This is a genomic window from Shewanella sp. S23-S33 (genome assembly GCF_043359565.1).
GTDB classification, from domain to species: domain Bacteria; phylum Pseudomonadota; class Gammaproteobacteria; order Enterobacterales; family Shewanellaceae; genus Shewanella; species Shewanella oncorhynchi.
In genome coordinates, this window is record NZ_JBHFFD010000075.1 from 32,541 (window position 1) to 48,755 (window position 16,215).

Consider the following 16,215-nt stretch of genomic DNA (forward strand, 5'->3'; position numbering starts at 1 on the left):
CAAACGTATTAAATTGCCCAATCAGAACTGCAGCAGTTTTTGATGTAAGCTATCAAATTGAGTTTGATCTAAGTTAACTTGCTGCAGTAAATTCGCCAGTATCTCAGGGGATAATTGCCCTGCTTGATGCAGCATAGAAATCTCGCTAATCACATTCGCCCGCCATACCACTGAGGCGAGCCCCGCTTGCGGGCGCGAGTTCACACTGGCAAGCTTGTCTAATTCTGTTTCAAAGGTATTGGGTAACTGCCAATGCTTAGCAAGCAATGAACTCAAGGTTAACGATTTCGTCGTCATCACTTGTCTAAATAATCCAGAATTAGGCTGTTCTCCCGGCTCTGCCTGTACAAACGCATCGAGTAGCATTTTAAAAATGGCCAACTTGCCGACATCGTGTAATAGGCCCAATAAAAAAGCCGTATCTTGATCTTCATCGCTTAACTCACTGGCAAGAAAAGCAACCTGCATCGAATGGCGCCAAATTTCAGCCCCAAAACGACGAAAATAGATTGGTTTGATATCCAACATTTCACGCACTAAACAAGTGGTGACAAATTTTCTCAACTGTTCGCGCCCAAGCTGTACCAAAGCCTGCTGTAAACTGGTGATATCCCTATCGCTACGTTTAAACGCGGGAGAATTACACAGCTTAAGCACCTCAATACTCAGTAAAGGGTCTCGCTCAATAAGCGCTAATAGATCCTTAATATCAAACTGAGGGTCGGCCAGTTTACGATCTAACTCCAATACCTTTGACGGCAGCTTTAACACTTTTTCGGCGATGACTTGTGGCGATGCTAAGGCCTGCTCTATCTCCGCCATGACTCTACGTTCAAGATTATTCGCTACACCGCCAGTGTCCTTAACCCGTGTCGGAAATAACAAACTATAAAAGAGTGCAGATAAATCGACAGATACCACGCTAATGTCTTCGAGAGGTTTAGCAGGCTTTCGCGCAGGTTCAAGCGACTTACCTAAGTCCGTCGTTGAAAAACTTTTGGGTCTCTCAACGGTCGCCGTATCGCGAATATTAAAGAGTTTATTAAAAAGTGATTTAATCAAGAAGCATCAACCTGTCATTATAAATAATTGTTAAAAAGTCAGTTAAATATTGCCCATCATAAATCCATTTTGATCAGCTCAAGCCATGTATTAAGGCATTGTAGAGAGGCTAATACTTAGCTTAAGTGTAACATATTCAATTCATTTCGGACTTCTTCTATCCCACCATTACTGCTTTTACAAAGACAATCTTGGTTACAAGTTGAAACCTCAAAAAACTTACATTCCAGCATCATTTAACTGACAATATGCCTACCATTCATAAAGGGATACGTATTTTGTCTCCCTTTAAGTGATTAACAATCTACTCGCGAGCTAACAACGGAAAATTTGATGATCGAGGTAATAAAAGCTGGTGCACTAACCACAGTTCAAGATATCGGACGCATGGGATATCGACATTTAGGCGTAACCCAAGCTGGTGCCTTAGATAGACCTGCACTGTGTTTAGCAAACCGCCTACTCTCAAATCCAGACAATACACCCGTACTGGAATTGACCTTCGGCCAATCGATTTTTTTGTTTAAACGTGATGCTTGGATTGCCTTAACGGGTGCCGATTTCGATGCTCGCATAGACAATAAACCCATAGTTTGCGGCTGGCGCTACTCCATTAAGGCAGGACAAAAACTCAGTCTTAGAGGGGGAAATAAAGGCATGCGTGCCTATGTTGCGATTGATGGCGGCGTTAGAGTGCCGTTAGTGATGGATTCTGCTGCAACTGATTTAACCTCAGGTATCGGTGGATTTCATGGTCGCGCATTAGAAGCTGGCGATAACCTGACCTTAGGTTCCGCACATCCACTAAGAAGGCAAGTTGGCGCAATTCAAAAAAGTTGGAATGGGCATATTCGCGCACTCGCAACAAAGCACACCCAAGCCTTCTCGTTGAAATCTCAGCAAATATTCTGGCAAACACAGTGGCAACTTTCGGCAGAAAGCAATCGTGCAAGTGCAATACTCAACGGGGAAATATTGACCTTAGCAAAACAATTTCCCATTCAATCACATACAGTCAAGCCAGGAGTCATTCAAGTGTCAGCTTCAGGGCAACCTTTAGTGTTACTTGCCGATGCTAAGACCACCAGCAATCATCCTCAAATCGCCGTGATTATTGAAGCCGATCTGTGGAAACTCGCGCAAACTCGCCCAGGGCAGACAGTAACATTCGAATTAGTCGACGATGAACAAGCCGCAACGGCGCAAGCAGAATGGCATGACTACTTCTATCGACTACAACGTAGCCTAGGTTAACGAACGACTACATAATCAAATCTACAAAATATCACCCCGTATTCCCTACTAAACCCTATATCGGTTTAATTCAAATAACACACTATGCTCGCGCTAATTCGCACTTAGGTTCGGTGTAACTTGCTGGCTATAAAACAGCGCCACATCTTGTAATTGCTCAGAGCTTAACGCGCTGACTTGTGATTGCATCAAAGGATCGAGTCGTAAACCGGTTTTAAAATCGACGAGCTGTTTATTAAGATAAGCTAATTTTTGTCCCTTTAAGTTTGGGAATTGCTTGGCCATAGCGATCACCGCATTGCCATGGCATGACTCACACTGTGCCGTAGCCAATGCCTGACCTCGCTCTATATCTGATTGATAAACCTCTCCATTAACCTCTGTAGATAAGCCACATAGCGCAATCAAACTTATGATAATCGCTTTCATTTTGGTTCCTTAGGGAAAGGCTTAACTAGCACAGGCTGCAGGTTCGGTTCTAAAGGTAGACGTCTGAAGATCGTCATATCCATTTCAGCCTGCCCATAATGAGTGCTTAGATAACTCAAGGTCGGCTCCCAAGTATCCGACAAGTCCCATAAACCCTGAGTGTCTATCATCCACTGCAAAGTCTCTTTCCAAAAGGCTTTATCGCCGTGGTTTTGCACGACTATCATACTGGTATGGCAGGCATTACATTGATAATTCACTAACTCCCAGCCAGGAGCCATGATCAAACCCGATTTAGGGTCCACTGGATACTCAGCAGCTAGCGAAATACTGGATGCCACTAACCCAAGCAATATCAGTTTATTGATATGTGACTTCATCACACCACCCTAACGGCAATACGGTGGCAGCCGTTAAACATATATCCCTTAGGATTCCATTGCGGTTGTACGACAGGCTGACTATCACCTTCACTATCGGTCGCTTTGGCCCAGATTTCATAATAGCCCTGCGACGGTAATTGCAATTCAATCTTCCATTGCTGCCATGCTGTTATATTTTTAGGTTTTTCTAATTCAGCGGCAAACCAACGGGTGCCATAATCGTAACTGACTTCCACCTTAACCACTTCCCGTAATCCCGCCCAAGCATGGCCTGCGATAGTCATCTTTTGACCCACAGCTAATTCGGTTCCAGATTGGGGTTGAGTGATCAATGACTTCACTATCATTTCTTCAATGATTTTATAGTCTTTATCATCAACAGACTCACCTGGCGCTATCGGATATTTAGGGAGTTGATACGCTGGTGCTTCCATTTTATGTCCATCATGGACTTTATTACGCACACTGATCCCCGTCGCTGCTTTTTGCGAAACGGATCCTGGCCGTCCACCAAACACAATACGTAAGGGATATCCATGTAGATAAGGAATGTCCTCACCATTCATCGACCATGCAATAAGCCCAAGCTCTTCGAGCGCCGCCTTTATTGGTATGCCGCGTGAAATCGCCTCACCTTTGCCGCTCAAATGCCGATCAACACCGTGATGGCCAGTGTAAACAGCATCAGCTTTAATACCGCAATCCTTAAGCACATCACTCACTAAGACACCTGTCCACTCGGAGCAAAATACGCCAGCATTATTCCATTGATTGCCTTTAGTGCTAGGAAAGAAGCCTGAACGGCTATTACCACCACATTCAATCAGTAACTGTAATGTGTAATGCTTAAAGCGGCGCTTGAGCTCATCGATTGTGTAGGTTTTCGGAGTAGCAACGGACTCGCCATCCACTTTAAAAGTCCAAGTCTTAGCATCCAGCGCCTTAAAATCAGGCACTATGCCATTCCAACGGATAAACGAGGCATCGGCAGGCGTCACAGCAGGAGCGAGCTTATGCTCCGGCGGAAACGCATTCAGTGGATGAGTGTTTAACACTTTGAAATAACTCGGCAAGTCCTCACCCTTAGTCCAAGTTAATGCTGATATATCCAGAGGAATGACCTCTGCGGGAAGCTGATCGGCAAATACCCACTTAACGGGTAAAGCTGATAACACAGACGTCGCTACCGCACCTTTAATAAAAAACCGACGATTAAGATCCATGTTATTTATCCTTTCCGAGGTAAAAGTAATCCGCCATCAGCTGCATATCAGCCTCAGTCAAGAGTTGGGCAACTTTAGTCATAGTGGGATCTTGGCGATTCCCCGCCTTAAAGGCTCGAAGCTGCTTCAATAGGTATTCTGAGTTTTGCCATCCGATGTTAGGAATATGCTCAAAACGACTCACACCGGACTCGCCATGACAGGCCTTACACATATTCAATAACTTATTTGCCTCATCGGCGTTTGCCACCGCCGATAGCATAAAAATCAGTGCACTTACGGGGTAAATTACTCGCTGCCACATCCATTTATCTCGCCAATTAGCCTTCATCTCGACAGAATCCATCGAACAAAGTAATTAAGATATGGTTAAATTATCTCAATGCTGTGAGTCGTTTAAATTCAATAAAAGTGACTCGTAAGCTCAAGAGAAATGACACGTATTAGCGGATATAGAAAGGGTAAAATATTCATTAGTCATAGGTGAAATGAGTCCATATAGTAGCTTTGCAGAAACACTCGGCATTTCACTCAAGGACAAACAATGGATCTTTATATTGGCAATAAGAACTACTCTAGCTGGTCACTGCGGGCTTGGTTTATGGCCGCAAAATCTGGCGTGCAGTTCAACGAAATATTACTGCAACTCGATACCGACAGCTTCTATCAGCAACTCAAAGCCATTTCGCCGACTTTAAAAGTACCGACATTAGTCGATGGTGACATTAGGGTATGGGATTCACTATCAATTTGTGAATACCTCAACGACACCTATCTTGCAGGTAGCGCATGGCCGCAAGATCCTAAACAAAAAGCCAAGGCCAGATCGATTGCCAGTGAAATGCATTCAGGCTTTAATGCCGTGCGTAACGCTCTACCAATGAACATACGCGCGAGGCGCTATGTTGAACTCACAGATGCGGTCCGCAAAGACATTGAGCGCATCGATGCGATTTGGTCTGCACAGATGGCCGAGTTTGCCCCATCAAATTCCGAAGGTACTTGGTTATTTGGCCAATGGTCGATTGCCGACATGATGTTTGCCCCTGTGGTTATGCGTTTTCTTACCTACGATATTGAAGTCTCGCAGGCAAGCCGTGCCTATATGCAGCATGTGATCAGCTGTCCGGAAATGCAGGCGTGGATTAATGCGGCTAAAGCAGAGACTGAAATTGTTGCGGCGGATGAAGCGGGTATTGATCGATAAAGAGATAAATCATAGAGATAAAAAAGGGAAAGCCTTGGCTTTCCCTTAATCATTCAAGTACTAACGCGTGTCACTTAACACGCATTACACGTCTAATATTATACATCTAGCATTAAACGTCTAAGTTAGCCACGTTCAATGCGTTCGCTTCGATGAACTCACGACGAGGTTCAACTTGATCACCCATCAAACAAGTGAACAACTGATCGGCACCCACAGCATCATCAATCGTGACTTGCAACATACGGCGTGATTCAGGATCCATTGTAGTTTCCCACAATTGCTCAGGGTTCATCTCACCCAATCCTTTATAACGTTGAATGTATAAGCCGCGTTTGGCTTCAGAAATCGTCCAATCTAGCGCTTCGAGGAAGCTGCCGACTTCTTTAACACGATCGCCGCGTTGTACATAGCCGCCTTCTTCAATCATGCCATCTAACGCCGCACCTAACTTACCGATACGTTGATAATCGCTTGATTGGAAGAAGTCATAAGTAAACAGATAGTTAGTATCGATACCGTGTTTACGAATGGTGATCTTAGGCAGATACACTTTACGCTCAGGATCGAGAATCGGCTCAGCAGAATACAGTACACCGCTGTTTTCCATTTCCACCAGCTCATGGATAAAGGCATCGATCCACTCTTTCATCTTGCCTTCATCGGCCAACATCTCGTTGGTGATCATTGGATGGTAAAGCATACGGTTAGTAATGTGCGTTGGATAGCGCTGCTCTAAACGAGCAACAATGGCTTCCACTTCACGATACTGAGTCACTAAACGCTCTAACGGCTCACCTGACATACCAATCGCACCTTGCGTTGGATACACAACAGTGCCATCCAATGCTTGAGTCGTGAGGTATTGAGTCAATGCTGGCTCATCTTTCAAATACTGTTCTTGCTTGCCCTTTTTCACTTTAAATAAAGGCGGTTGAGCAATATACACATAACCACGCTCAATCAATTCAGGCATTTGACGGAAAAAGAAGGTCAACAGCAAAGTACGAATGTGCGAGCCGTCGACGTCAGCATCCGTCATGATGATGATGTTGTGATAACGGGTTTTATCTGGGTTATATTCGTCGCGACCAATACCACAGCCAAGTGCCGTGATCAGTGTGGCCACTTCTTGAGAAGACAACATCTTATCGAAGCGGGCCTTCTCAACGTTTAGAATTTTACCTTTCAGTGGCAGAATCGCTTGGTTCTTACGGTTACGTCCCTGCTTAGCGCTACCGCCAGCAGAGTCACCTTCCACTATGTAAATTTCTGAAAGACCAGGATCTTTTTCTTGGCAATCGGCCAGCTTACCTGGCAAACCACCTAAATCGAGTGCGCCTTTACGACGGGTCATTTCACGGGCTTTACGCGCCGCTTCACGGGCACGGGCAGCATCAACAATCTTACCGACGATCAACTTCGCATCGGCTGGGTTTTCCAGCAGATAATCGTTCAGCTTCTCACCCATGGTTTGTTCAACCGCGGTTTTCACTTCACTAGAAACCAGTTTGTCTTTGGTTTGCGAGCTGAACTTAGGATCTGGCACTTTAACAGAGATAACGGCAGTCAAGCCTTCGCGGGCATCGTCGCCAGTCGCGCTGGTTTTGCCTTTCTTGTTATAGCCTTCGTTTTCCATGTAGCTGTTGAGGTTACGTGTCAACGCACTACGGAAACCGACTAAGTGAGTACCACCATCACGCTGTGGGATGTTGTTGGTAAAACAGAAAATATTTTCCTGATAACCGTCATTCCACTGCATAGCCACTTCAACGGTAATGCCATCTTCACGCTCTTGCATAAAGTGGAATACGTCTTTGTTGACGGGTGTTTTATTACGGTTCAGGTAATCGACGAATGCGCTAATACCGCCTTCGTATTTGAAAAATTCATTTTTATTGTCGCGTTCATCAACCAGACGAATACCCACGCCTGAGTTAAGGAAAGACAGTTCACGCACACGCTTTGCCAGAATTTCAAAGTGAAACTCAACATCGCTGAAGGTATCTTCACTTGGCCAAAAACGGATTTCGGTACCGGTTTTGGTTGCATCACCAATCTCTTTGATCGGCGCATCAGGCACACCGTGAGTATAAAACTGCTCATATACTTTGCCAGCACGACGAATGGTCATTTGCAGCTTTTTAGATAAAGCGTTTACAACCGATACACCCACGCCGTGGAGACCGCCAGACACTTTATAGGAGTTATCGTCGAACTTACCGCCGGCATGCAATACCGTCATAATAACTTCTGCCGCCGATACGCCTTCTTCCTCATGGATAGAGACCGGAATACCACGGCCGTCATCCTTAACAGAAACCGAACCATCTACATGGATAGTAATCGTAATATCGCTACAGTGGCCGGCTAAGGCTTCATCGATAGAGTTATCGACTACTTCGAACACCATATGATGTAGACCCGTACCGTCGTCGGTGTCACCAATATACATCCCAGGTCTCTTACGTACTGCATCAAGGCCCTTAAGGACCTTAATACTCGAAGAATCGTAACTATTCTCTGACATATTATTCTCTCAATGGTTATTCAATTACCGTTACACGTCCCTGTTCCACATGAAACATCCTACTGGGAGGCGTGTGTAACGAATCGACTATTGCAGCAGGATCAATGGCGGTCACAAAAACTTGTGCTCCGGTATCCGTTAACTGCTTAAGCAATAGCTGCCTATGCTGTGCATCCAACTCGGACGGAAGATCGTCCACAAGATAAATACTGTTTTTATCTATTTGTTGTTTGAGCAACTTTCCCTGTGCAATACGCAGTGCACAGACTAATAATTTCAATTGACCACGGGACAGGGCATCCTGCGCCGGCAAAGTGCCTACACGAAGTCTAAGGTCAGCTTTATGGGGACCGCTGACGGTATGACCTGTGGCCAAATCTCTGGAATATTGGTTTTCGAGTAGTTCTGCAAAATCCGTTTTACTATCCCAGCCGCGCGTAAATGAAACCTTCACATCTACACTCGGTAAAAACTCCCCGATTATACCCTTAAGTAGCTCATTTAACGAGTCTACATAATGGTTTCGTATTTCGGTGACCTGCTCGGCATAGCGCACAAACTCTTGGTCCCAAAATTGAATATGACTGTAAGCCGAACCGTTTCTAAGCAATTGATTTCTTTGCTTAAGAACGCGGCGAACATTCGTCCAAGCGCCATAAAACTGGGGGTCAGCATGAAATGCGCCCCAATCGATAAATTGTCGACGGGATTTTGGGCCTTCAAACAGTAAAGAAAAGCTTTCAGGTGTGATCACTTGAATAGGTAAAGCTTCGGCTAAGGTCGACAGACGTTTGACTTTTTCGCCGTCGATTTTCACTTCCGTCTCACCATTGCGAAATCGGCGTAAACCAATTTTACTGTCACCGCGCGCTAAATTTAAAGTCGCAAATAGCGTTAATTTATCGTCATCATGATTAATCACTCGTTGGGATAAATGGCTGCGAAACGAGCGCCCCATGCCGAGGAAATAAATGGCTTCTAAAATACTGGTTTTTCCGCTGCCATTTTGACCATAAATCACGTTAATCCCAGGTGCGGGGATTAACTGTGCGGACTGAATGTTGCGAAACGCTTCGATATTGAGACGGGTCAGGCTCATGCATTACTCATTAAGCCGCGTAAACGGCGTAGACAAGGATTCATAGCACTTAACGAGCAACTCAATCGCTGCCACAGGCTAAGACTATCGGTAAATGAGTGAAAGAATGGCCAATGCTGTGCATTAAACACTGTGCCGCCGTTAAGCGGCATAGACATCGAAGACAGAAGTACAGACACGGGTAACGTAAAAATCGATGGTTTATAAGCGCATCGGCATAACCACATACATGGAATCTTCTTCCAAATGGTTTTCGATTAGGGCGCTGGAGTTACCATCAATGAGCGTGATACGCACATCATCGGACTTAAGGTTGTTGAGCACGTCCAGTAAGTAACTGACGTTAAAACCAATTTCTAAGGCCTGATTGTTGTATTCCACATCAATGATTTCTTCCGCTTCTTCCTGTTCAGGATTATTAGCGGTGATCTTGAGCAGACCATTTTCGAGTTGAATACGCACACCACGGAATTTTTCATTGGATAAAATAGAAGCCCGCGTCAGCGCTTGCTTCAAGTGATTACGACTCGCAATCACAATTTTATCACCGCCCTTTGGCAATACACGGCGATAATCAGGGAAGCGGCCATCGACTAATTTACTGGTAAATACTGTGTTAGCCGTGGTGGCACGAATAGCATTATCACCAATAGCAATGGTGATATCGAGATCGTCTGACTCCAATAAGCGCGCCATTTCAATTACGCCTTTACGGGGCACAATGACTTGTTTTTCCGGTAATTGTGCTTCAATCGTACGATGACTTAAGGCTAAACGATGGCCGTCGGTCGCTATCGCACGCAACACATTACCTTCAGTTTCAAACAATAAACCGTTGAGGTAATAGCGTACATCTTGGTTAGCCATCGAAAACTGCGTCGAATCGATAATTGACTTCAACACACCCTGCTTCAAGCTAAATTCAATCTCAGCTTGGAAGGCTTCAACGTTGGGGTATTCTTCTGCGGGCAAAGTCGCTAAGGAAAAACGGCTACGGCCTGAACGCAGCAACCATTTATTATCTTGTTGTTCGACTTTCAGTTCACTTTGTTCTGGCAAAGACTTAACAATATCGAGCAGTTTCTTCGCCGGAACCGTAGTACGACCTTCTTCGATATCACCGTGAACCACAGCTTGGCCCACGAGTTCGACTTCTAAATCTGTACCAGTCAGCTTAAGTGAGTGACCACTTACTTCTACAAGGAGGTTAGACAAAATGGGCAAGTTATGGCGTCTTTCTACCGCACCACACACCAATTGCAACGGCTTTAATAGGGCATCCCTATCAATTGAGAATTTCATCGTGTCCAAATTCCTTGTTTTAAGAAGATAAGGTTCTAATCAAATTAGCATAATCTTCTTTAATGTCGTGGCTCTCTTCCCGTAGCTGAGCAATCTTACGACAGGCATGCAACACTGTGGTGTGATCTCGACCACCAAAAGCATCACCAATTTCCGGCAAGCTTTGGTTAGTTAATTCTTTGGATAACGCCATTGCCACTTGCCTTGGGCGCGCAACACTGCGTGAACGACGCTTAGACAACATATCAGCCATCTTGATCTTGTAGTATTCAGCTACGGTTTTCTGAATATTGTCTATAGTGACTAATTTTTCTTGAAGTGCCAAGAGGTCACGTAAGGCTTCACGAACAAAATCAATAGTAATTGGCCGACCCGTGAAGTTAGCGTTGGCGATAACGCGGTTTAATGCCCCTTCTAGCTCGCGTACGTTTGAACGTAAACGCTTAGCAATAAAGAAAGCCACTTCATCGGGCAAGTTAATGCCGCTCTCTTGAGCTTTACGCATCAAGATCGCTACGCGGGTCTCTAACTCTGGTGGCTCAATAGCCACAGTTAAACCCCAACCGAAACGCGATTTCAATCTGTCTTCAACACCGTCGATCTCTTTTGGATAACGATCTGAAGTCAAAATAATTTGGTGATTCCCTTCAAGTAACGCATTGAAGGTATGAAAGAATTCTTCTTGGGATCTGTCTTTATTGGCAAAAAATTGAATATCATCAATAAACAAGGCATCGACGCTACGGTAGTAACGTTTAAATTCTTCGATCGCATTGTTTTGCAGCGCTTTAACCATGTCCTGGACAAAACGCTCGGAATGCATGTAAACCACTTTGGCATTAGGATTATTTTTAATGATCCCGTTACCGACAGCGTGCAACAAGTGAGTCTTACCTAGACCTGTTCCGCCATATAAAAATAGTGGGTTATAAGCACCACCCGGATTTTCAGCCACTTGTAACGCCGCAGCCTTACCTAATTGGTTCGACTTACCTTCTACGAAGTTATCAAACTGGTAGCTCGGATTGATGTTACTGCGGTGATTCGCGTTCGCCATAGGCTCGGCTTGGACATTAAAGGTCGTGCCCACAGTCGCTTTCGTTTGAGTATTGGGTGCTCGAGTTGGCGCAATCGGTGCCGGTACACTTGGCTTTTTCGCCGAAGGACGACTACCGATATCGAAACGCAATTTAGGCGCGTCGCTACCCATTTGCTCAGTAAAGAACTGATTAATGATATTGATGTACTTATCTCTGACCCAATCAAGCACGAAGCGGTTGGGCGCATAAAGCACCAGAGTATCTCCATCCATTTCGGCTTGTAACGGTCTGATCCACATACTGAACTGCTGAGCAGAAAGCTCATCTTGCAGTCGTCCGATACATTGTTGCCAAAGTGAAACAGCCACTTAGTTATCCCCAAAAGATCATCAAAAAAGAGGTGTATTCTATAGCGAGATCTCAAGGATCGCTATCCTTAAAAAATATTTATCCCCAGCGAGATCATTCTATGTGGATATCCTCGATCATCAAAGATCCAAAACGATCCTTTTATTCAGCACTAACCGCAAATCCTGCTTTATTAAGCGATCCACATTGATCTATAATGGCGCCCCTTCGATCGGCTCGAAGATCCCCTTCACTACTACATGTAGTGTCCGTACACAGAGTTATCCACATCTTATGGTGTATTCTGGGGATTGATCTAAGGGTACGCTGGCAGAAATAAAGCACTTACTTACTTTCGTTGTTGACGTGACTAAGTATTGTGATTACAATTCGGCCTCTTTTTTGCCCTTACCTCTATCCTAGAGATAAGGATATGTTCACTAATAACAAAGACGGATTGCCATCATGAGTAAACGTACTTTTCAACCTAGCAACCTGAAGCGCAAGCGTTCTCACGGCTTCCGCGCTCGTATGGCTACTGTAGGCGGCCGTAAGGTGCTTGCACGTCGTCGTGCGAAAGGTCGCGCTCGTTTATCTGCTTAATAAGTGGGTAACTAGTTGACTAGCTATACCTTTTCGCGGGAGTTACGTTTGTTAACTCCCGCGCAATTTAAATCTGTATTTTCCAATCCCATCAAAGCATCTTCTGCTGAAATTACCTTGCTCGCTATTCCTAACACGGAACAACATCCGCGTATGGGCCTTACTGTTGCTAAACGCTATGTAAAACGCGCCAATCAACGTAACCGTATTAAGCGCGTGATCAGAGATAGTTTTCGCTTAAATCAACACGACATTCCTCATCTTGATATTGTTGTGCTTGTCAGAAATGGCGTGATGGAAATGGAAAACGCTGAAATCAACAAATTGATAGAAAAGCTATGGCGCAAACTCAGTCGCCGCTACAATGGCTAGCGACCACGTTAATTCGTGGCTATCAAGTATTCATAAGCCCTATACTGGGCCCTCGATGCCGTTTCAATCCCACCTGCTCTCACTACGCTATTGAAGCAATAAAAGTGCATGGAACCGCGAAAGGTTGTTGGTTTGCATTGAAACGCATATTAAAATGTCACCCTTTACATCCCGGCGGTAGTGATCCCGTCCCCCCTAAAAATGATAGGTGTAATAAATAGGCTATGGAATCTCAACGCAATATATTGCTCATAGGACTACTGTTTGTCAGCTTTTTGCTGTGGCAACAGTGGCAAGCAGACAAAGCTCCTAAACCCGTTGCAACCGAATCGTCCTTAGTGGCGAACGCGGCAAGTTCGCACAGTGCCGATGTTCCAGAAGCTGATACAGGTGTTCCTGCTGCTGCAGTTACTGCAAACAGCAAACTGATTACGGTAAAAACAGATCAGTTAGACATTCAAATCAATCCAGTGGGTGGTGACATCGTTTTTGCTGCGTTAGTTTCGCACAAAAAAGAACTAGAGAAAGATCAACCATTCGTATTGCTTGAGCAAACGAATGATTTCACTTATATCGCTCAAAGCGGCCTAATTGGTCGCGATGGTATCGATAGCAGCGCAAAAGGCCGTGCCGCATTTAGCACAACGGCAACTGAATATACCTTAGCCGAAGGCCAAGATACCTTAGAAGTACCGTTAACTTATATCGCTGACAATGGTGTGACTTACACTAAAGTGTTCGTATTCCATCGCGGTAAGTTCAACATAGATGTTGACTATAAAATCAACAACACTTCAGCAGCACCGCTGCAAGTTCAGATGTACGGTCAGATTAAACAAACGATCAAGCCATCTGAAAGCAGCATGATGATGCCTACCTATCGTGGTGGTGCGTTCTCAACGAATGATGTGCGCTATGAAAAATACAACTTTGACGACATGGCCAAAAGTAACCTGAACCAAGCCACTTTAGGCGGTTGGGCAGCCATGTTACAACACTATTTCGTTTCAGCTTGGGTACCACCCGCAACTGACAGCAACACCATTTTTTCTAGTGTCAGTGCTGGTGGTTTAGCTAATATTGGTTTCCGCGGCGCGGTATACGATATTGCACCTGGTGCCAGCCAAGAAATTAGCTCACAGTTCTATGTTGGTCCTAAGGATCAAGCGGCACTGTCAGCGATTTCTGAAACCTTAAATCTAGTGGTCGATTACGGTTTCTTATGGTGGTTAGCGGTTCCTATTCACTGGCTATTGATGTTCTATCAATCATTCGTCGGTAACTGGGGTGTGGCAATTATTCTGATCACATTAACCGTTCGTGGTTTACTGTTCCCGCTGACAAAAGCGCAGTACACCTCAATGGCTAAGATGCGTAATCTGCAACCTAAGCTGACAGATTTGAAAGAACGCTTTGGTGATGACCGTCAAAAGATGGGTCAAGCCATGATGGAACTGTATAAGAAAGAAAAAGTTAACCCTATGGGTGGCTGTTTACCTATTATTTTACAGATGCCAATCTTCATTGCCTTATACTGGGTATTGCTAGAAAGCTTCGAATTACGTCATGCACCATTTATGCTGTGGATCCACGATTTATCGGTACAAGATCCTTACTACATACTGCCGCTGCTGATGGGCGTCTCCATGTTTGTAATGCAGAAGATGCAGCCAATTGCGCCGACAATGGATCCAATGCAAGTGAAAATGATGCAATGGATGCCAGTAATCTTTACCGTATTCTTCCTGTGGTTCCCATCAGGTCTAGTACTGTACTGGTTAGTAGGTAACATAGTTGCCATCACGCAGCAGAAGATTATTTATGCAGGTCTTGAGAAAAAAGGCTTAAAATAAGCCCTACCTTTAGCAAAGCATAAAGTGAAAATAATACTAAAGGCGGCTTAATTAGCCGCCTTTTCCTTTACATGATTTGGTAGATATTAGTTTGGTGGGTATTTCCGTGACAACTGACACTATCGTGGCTCAAGCCACCGCGCCCGGACGTGGCGGCGTTGGCATCATCCGAATTTCAGGCAACAAGGCCAGTGATGTAGCTATGGCCGTATTGGGTCATCTTCCTAAAACAAGATATGCCGATTATTGCGACTTTAAAAGTGCAACAGGCCAAGTAATCGACCAAGGCATAGCGCTGTTTTTTAAAGGCCCCAATTCCTTTACTGGCGAAGATGTATTAGAACTTCAAGGCCACGGCGGCCAAATCGTTCTAGACATGCTGATCAAACGTGTAATGGAAGTCGGTGGTATTCGAATAGCCAAACCCGGTGAGTTCAGCGAACAAGCCTTTATGAACGATAAGCTAGACTTGACCCAAGCCGAAGCGATTGCCGATCTTATCGATGCCACCAGTGAGCAAGCGGCTAAAAGTGCGCTGCAATCACTCCAGGGTGAATTTTCTAAGGAAGTCCATGAGCTGGTGGATCAAGTCACTAACCTACGTTTATATGTAGAAGCTGCGATTGATTTCCCCGATGAAGAAGTCGACTTTTTAAGTGATGGTAAAATTGCCAATGCACTCTACAAAATCATCGACAAACTTGACCTAGTGCAAGCCAGTGCTAAACAAGGTTCTATCATCCGCGAAGGCATGAAAGTCGTGATCGCGGGTCGTCCTAACGCTGGAAAATCCAGCTTATTAAACGCCTTAGCCGGTAAAGAATCGGCTATCGTTACCGAAATTGCTGGTACAACACGGGATGTATTACGCGAGCACATCCACTTAGATGGCATGCCGCTGCACATTATCGATACTGCAGGCCTACGTGATACGACAGATACCGTTGAACAAATTGGTATAGAACGCGCTTGGAATGAAATAAACAGTGCCGATCGGGTGTTATTTATGGTTGATGGCACCACCACTGCCGCCGTTAATCCCCATGATATTTGGCCTGACTTTGTCGATCGCCTGCCCTCAAATTTAGGTGTGACAGTGATCCGCAATAAAGCCGATCTCACTGGCGAAGACTTAATGATGACAGAGGAACAAGGTTATAGTGTTTACCGGATCTCGGCTAAAACGGGCTTAGGTGTCGAACAGTTAAAGCAGCATTTAAAGTCACTCATGGGCTACCAGAGTAACCTCGAAGGTGGCTTTATCGCCCGTCGTCGTCACTTAGAAGCCCTTGAACTCGCCGCAAGCCATCTGCAATTGGGGAAAGAACAGTTAGAAGTGTACCTAGCTGGAGAACTGCTGGCAGAAGAGTTACGCATGTGCCAATTAGCGCTATCGGAAATCACTGGCCGCTTCACCTCAGATGATCTCTTAGGCAAGATTTTCAGCTCTTTCTGTATCGGGAAGTGAAGCAATAGACTTTAAAGAAAAAGAAGTCAAAAGACACCAAAA

General features: G+C 44.9%; 17 protein-coding genes. 7 read left to right on the plus strand and 10 right to left on the minus strand.

The genetic code is table 11. From position 1 onward, the window contains the following. Nucleotides 1-21: 21 nt before the first annotated feature. Nucleotides 22-1,062 carry an HDOD domain-containing protein gene (locus ACHA99_RS21280; RefSeq protein WP_393944831.1) on the minus strand — a complete coding sequence of 347 codons (1,041 nt, stop codon included), beginning with the start codon at nt 1,060-1,062 and terminating at the stop codon, nt 22-24. A 333-nt stretch (nt 1,063-1,395) separates the two neighbouring features. Between ACHA99_RS21280 and ACHA99_RS21285 the strand changes: the two genes are divergently transcribed. Beyond that, entirely contained in the window at nt 1,396-2,316 is a 921-nt protein-coding gene (locus ACHA99_RS21285) for a biotin-dependent carboxyltransferase family protein (RefSeq protein WP_393944833.1), read from the plus strand. 93 nt (nt 2,317-2,409) lie between these two features. On the opposite strand, the gene ACHA99_RS21290 is transcribed toward ACHA99_RS21285, so the two are convergent. From ACHA99_RS21290 to ACHA99_RS21305, 4 genes are read right to left on the minus strand one after another with little or no spacing between them, the layout of a single operon-like run. Continuing rightward, nucleotides 2,410-2,745 carry a c-type cytochrome gene (locus tag ACHA99_RS21290; RefSeq protein ID WP_173496103.1) on the minus strand — a complete coding sequence of 112 codons (336 nt, stop codon included), beginning with the start codon at nt 2,743-2,745 and terminating at the stop codon, nt 2,410-2,412. Further along, nucleotides 2,742-3,125, minus strand: coding sequence for a cytochrome C (locus ACHA99_RS21295; protein WP_393944835.1), 384 nt, complete (start codon nt 3,123-3,125; stop codon nt 2,742-2,744). The genes ACHA99_RS21290 and ACHA99_RS21295 overlap by 4 nt, the downstream gene beginning before the upstream one ends. Further along, nucleotides 3,125-4,351: a sulfite oxidase gene (locus ACHA99_RS21300; protein ID WP_393944837.1), complete on the minus strand. Its 1,227-nt coding sequence runs from the start codon at nt 4,349-4,351 to the stop codon at nt 3,125-3,127. Before ACHA99_RS21300 ends, ACHA99_RS21295 begins: the two co-directional genes overlap by 1 nt. 1 nt (nt 4,352) lies before the next feature. Next, on the minus strand, nt 4,353-4,655 hold the full coding sequence (locus ACHA99_RS21305; RefSeq protein WP_006083821.1) for a hypothetical protein: 303 nt from the start codon (nt 4,653-4,655) through the stop codon (nt 4,353-4,355). A 240-nt stretch (nt 4,656-4,895) separates the two neighbouring features. Between ACHA99_RS21305 and ACHA99_RS21310 the strand changes: the two genes are divergently transcribed. Beyond that, nucleotides 4,896-5,558, plus strand: a complete 663-nt coding sequence (locus ACHA99_RS21310; protein ID WP_393944838.1) for a glutathione S-transferase family protein — start codon at nt 4,896-4,898, stop codon at nt 5,556-5,558. A 112-nt stretch (nt 5,559-5,670) separates the two neighbouring features. On the opposite strand, the gene gyrB is transcribed toward ACHA99_RS21310, so the two are convergent. The 5 genes from gyrB to dnaA are packed head-to-tail and all read right to left on the minus strand — an operon-like array spanning nt 5,671 to nt 11,897. Continuing rightward, nucleotides 5,671-8,088: a DNA topoisomerase (ATP-hydrolyzing) subunit B gene (gene gyrB / locus ACHA99_RS21315; protein ID WP_113941413.1), complete on the minus strand. Its 2,418-nt coding sequence runs from the start codon at nt 8,086-8,088 to the stop codon at nt 5,671-5,673. A 16-nt stretch (nt 8,089-8,104) separates the two neighbouring features. Then, nucleotides 8,105-9,187 (minus strand): DNA replication/repair protein RecF, encoded by a 1,083-nt coding sequence (gene recF / locus ACHA99_RS21320; protein WP_105250804.1) that lies wholly within the window; start codon nt 9,185-9,187, stop codon nt 8,105-8,107. Continuing rightward, nucleotides 9,184-9,414 carry a hypothetical protein gene (locus ACHA99_RS21325; protein WP_393944841.1) on the minus strand — a complete coding sequence of 77 codons (231 nt, stop codon included), beginning with the start codon at nt 9,412-9,414 and terminating at the stop codon, nt 9,184-9,186. Before ACHA99_RS21325 ends, recF begins: the two co-directional genes overlap by 4 nt. Further along, nucleotides 9,389-10,489, minus strand: coding sequence for a DNA polymerase III subunit beta (gene dnaN, locus ACHA99_RS21330; RefSeq protein ID WP_105250803.1), 1,101 nt, complete (start codon nt 10,487-10,489; stop codon nt 9,389-9,391). Before dnaN ends, ACHA99_RS21325 begins: the two co-directional genes overlap by 26 nt. 19 nt (nt 10,490-10,508) lie before the next feature. Next, on the minus strand, nt 10,509-11,897 hold the full coding sequence (gene dnaA, locus ACHA99_RS21335) for a chromosomal replication initiator protein DnaA (protein ID WP_113941415.1): 1,389 nt from the start codon (nt 11,895-11,897) through the stop codon (nt 10,509-10,511). Between the two features lie 445 nt (nt 11,898-12,342). On the opposite strand from dnaA, the gene rpmH reads away from it, so the two are divergent. From rpmH to mnmE, 5 genes are all read left to right on the plus strand, one after another. After that, nucleotides 12,343-12,480 carry a 50S ribosomal protein L34 gene (gene rpmH / locus ACHA99_RS21340; protein ID WP_006083827.1) on the plus strand — a complete coding sequence of 46 codons (138 nt, stop codon included), beginning with the start codon at nt 12,343-12,345 and terminating at the stop codon, nt 12,478-12,480. Nucleotides 12,481-12,495: 15 nt separating this feature from the next. Further along, on the plus strand, nt 12,496-12,852 hold the full coding sequence (gene rnpA / locus ACHA99_RS21345; RefSeq protein WP_105250802.1) for a ribonuclease P protein component: 357 nt from the start codon (nt 12,496-12,498) through the stop codon (nt 12,850-12,852). Beyond that, nucleotides 12,819-13,073 carry a membrane protein insertion efficiency factor YidD gene (gene yidD / locus ACHA99_RS21350; protein WP_006083829.1) on the plus strand — a complete coding sequence of 85 codons (255 nt, stop codon included), beginning with the start codon at nt 12,819-12,821 and terminating at the stop codon, nt 13,071-13,073. Before rnpA ends, yidD begins: the two co-directional genes overlap by 34 nt. Nucleotides 13,074-13,076: 3 nt before the next feature. Then, nucleotides 13,077-14,705, plus strand: a complete 1,629-nt coding sequence (gene yidC, locus ACHA99_RS21355) for a membrane protein insertase YidC (protein ID WP_105250801.1) — start codon at nt 13,077-13,079, stop codon at nt 14,703-14,705. A gap of 106 nt (nt 14,706-14,811) precedes the next feature. After that, the gene (mnmE, locus tag ACHA99_RS21360) at nt 14,812-16,173 is read left to right on the plus strand and encodes a tRNA uridine-5-carboxymethylaminomethyl(34) synthesis GTPase MnmE (RefSeq protein WP_131524518.1); all 1,362 of its coding nucleotides are present in this window, start codon (nt 14,812-14,814) and stop codon (nt 16,171-16,173) included. The last annotated feature ends 42 nt before the right edge of the window (nt 16,174-16,215 follow it).

Bases quoted from the DNA above. Each gene is read 5' to 3' on its own strand.
- ACHA99_RS21295 (WP_393944835.1), bottom strand. From the start codon at position 3,125: ATGAAGTCACATATCAATAAACTGATATTGCTTGGGTTAGTGGCATCC.
- ACHA99_RS21310 (WP_393944838.1), top strand. From the start codon at position 4,896: ATGGATCTTTATATTGGCAATAAGAACTACTCTAGCTGGTCACTGCGG.
- yidC (WP_105250801.1), top strand. From the start codon at position 13,077: ATGGAATCTCAACGCAATATATTGCTCATAGGACTACTGTTTGTCAGC.
- gyrB (WP_113941413.1), bottom strand. From the start codon at position 8,088: ATGTCAGAGAATAGTTACGATTCTTCGAGTATTAAGGTCCTTAAGGGC.
- ACHA99_RS21285 (WP_393944833.1), top strand. From the start codon at position 1,396: ATGATCGAGGTAATAAAAGCTGGTGCACTAACCACAGTTCAAGATATC.
- ACHA99_RS21300 (WP_393944837.1), bottom strand. From the start codon at position 4,351: ATGGATCTTAATCGTCGGTTTTTTATTAAAGGTGCGGTAGCGACGTCT.
- ACHA99_RS21325 (WP_393944841.1), bottom strand. From the start codon at position 9,414: ATGTGGTTATGCCGATGCGCTTATAAACCATCGATTTTTACGTTACCC.
- ACHA99_RS21290 (WP_173496103.1), bottom strand. From the start codon at position 2,745: ATGAAAGCGATTATCATAAGTTTGATTGCGCTATGTGGCTTATCTACA.
- yidD (WP_006083829.1), top strand. From the start codon at position 12,819: ATGGCGCAAACTCAGTCGCCGCTACAATGGCTAGCGACCACGTTAATT.
- ACHA99_RS21305 (WP_006083821.1), bottom strand. From the start codon at position 4,655: ATGTGGCAGCGAGTAATTTACCCCGTAAGTGCACTGATTTTTATGCTA.
- rpmH (WP_006083827.1), top strand. From the start codon at position 12,343: ATGAGTAAACGTACTTTTCAACCTAGCAACCTGAAGCGCAAGCGTTCT.
- recF (WP_105250804.1), bottom strand. From the start codon at position 9,187: ATGAGCCTGACCCGTCTCAATATCGAAGCGTTTCGCAACATTCAGTCC.
- dnaN (WP_105250803.1), bottom strand. From the start codon at position 10,489: ATGAAATTCTCAATTGATAGGGATGCCCTATTAAAGCCGTTGCAATTG.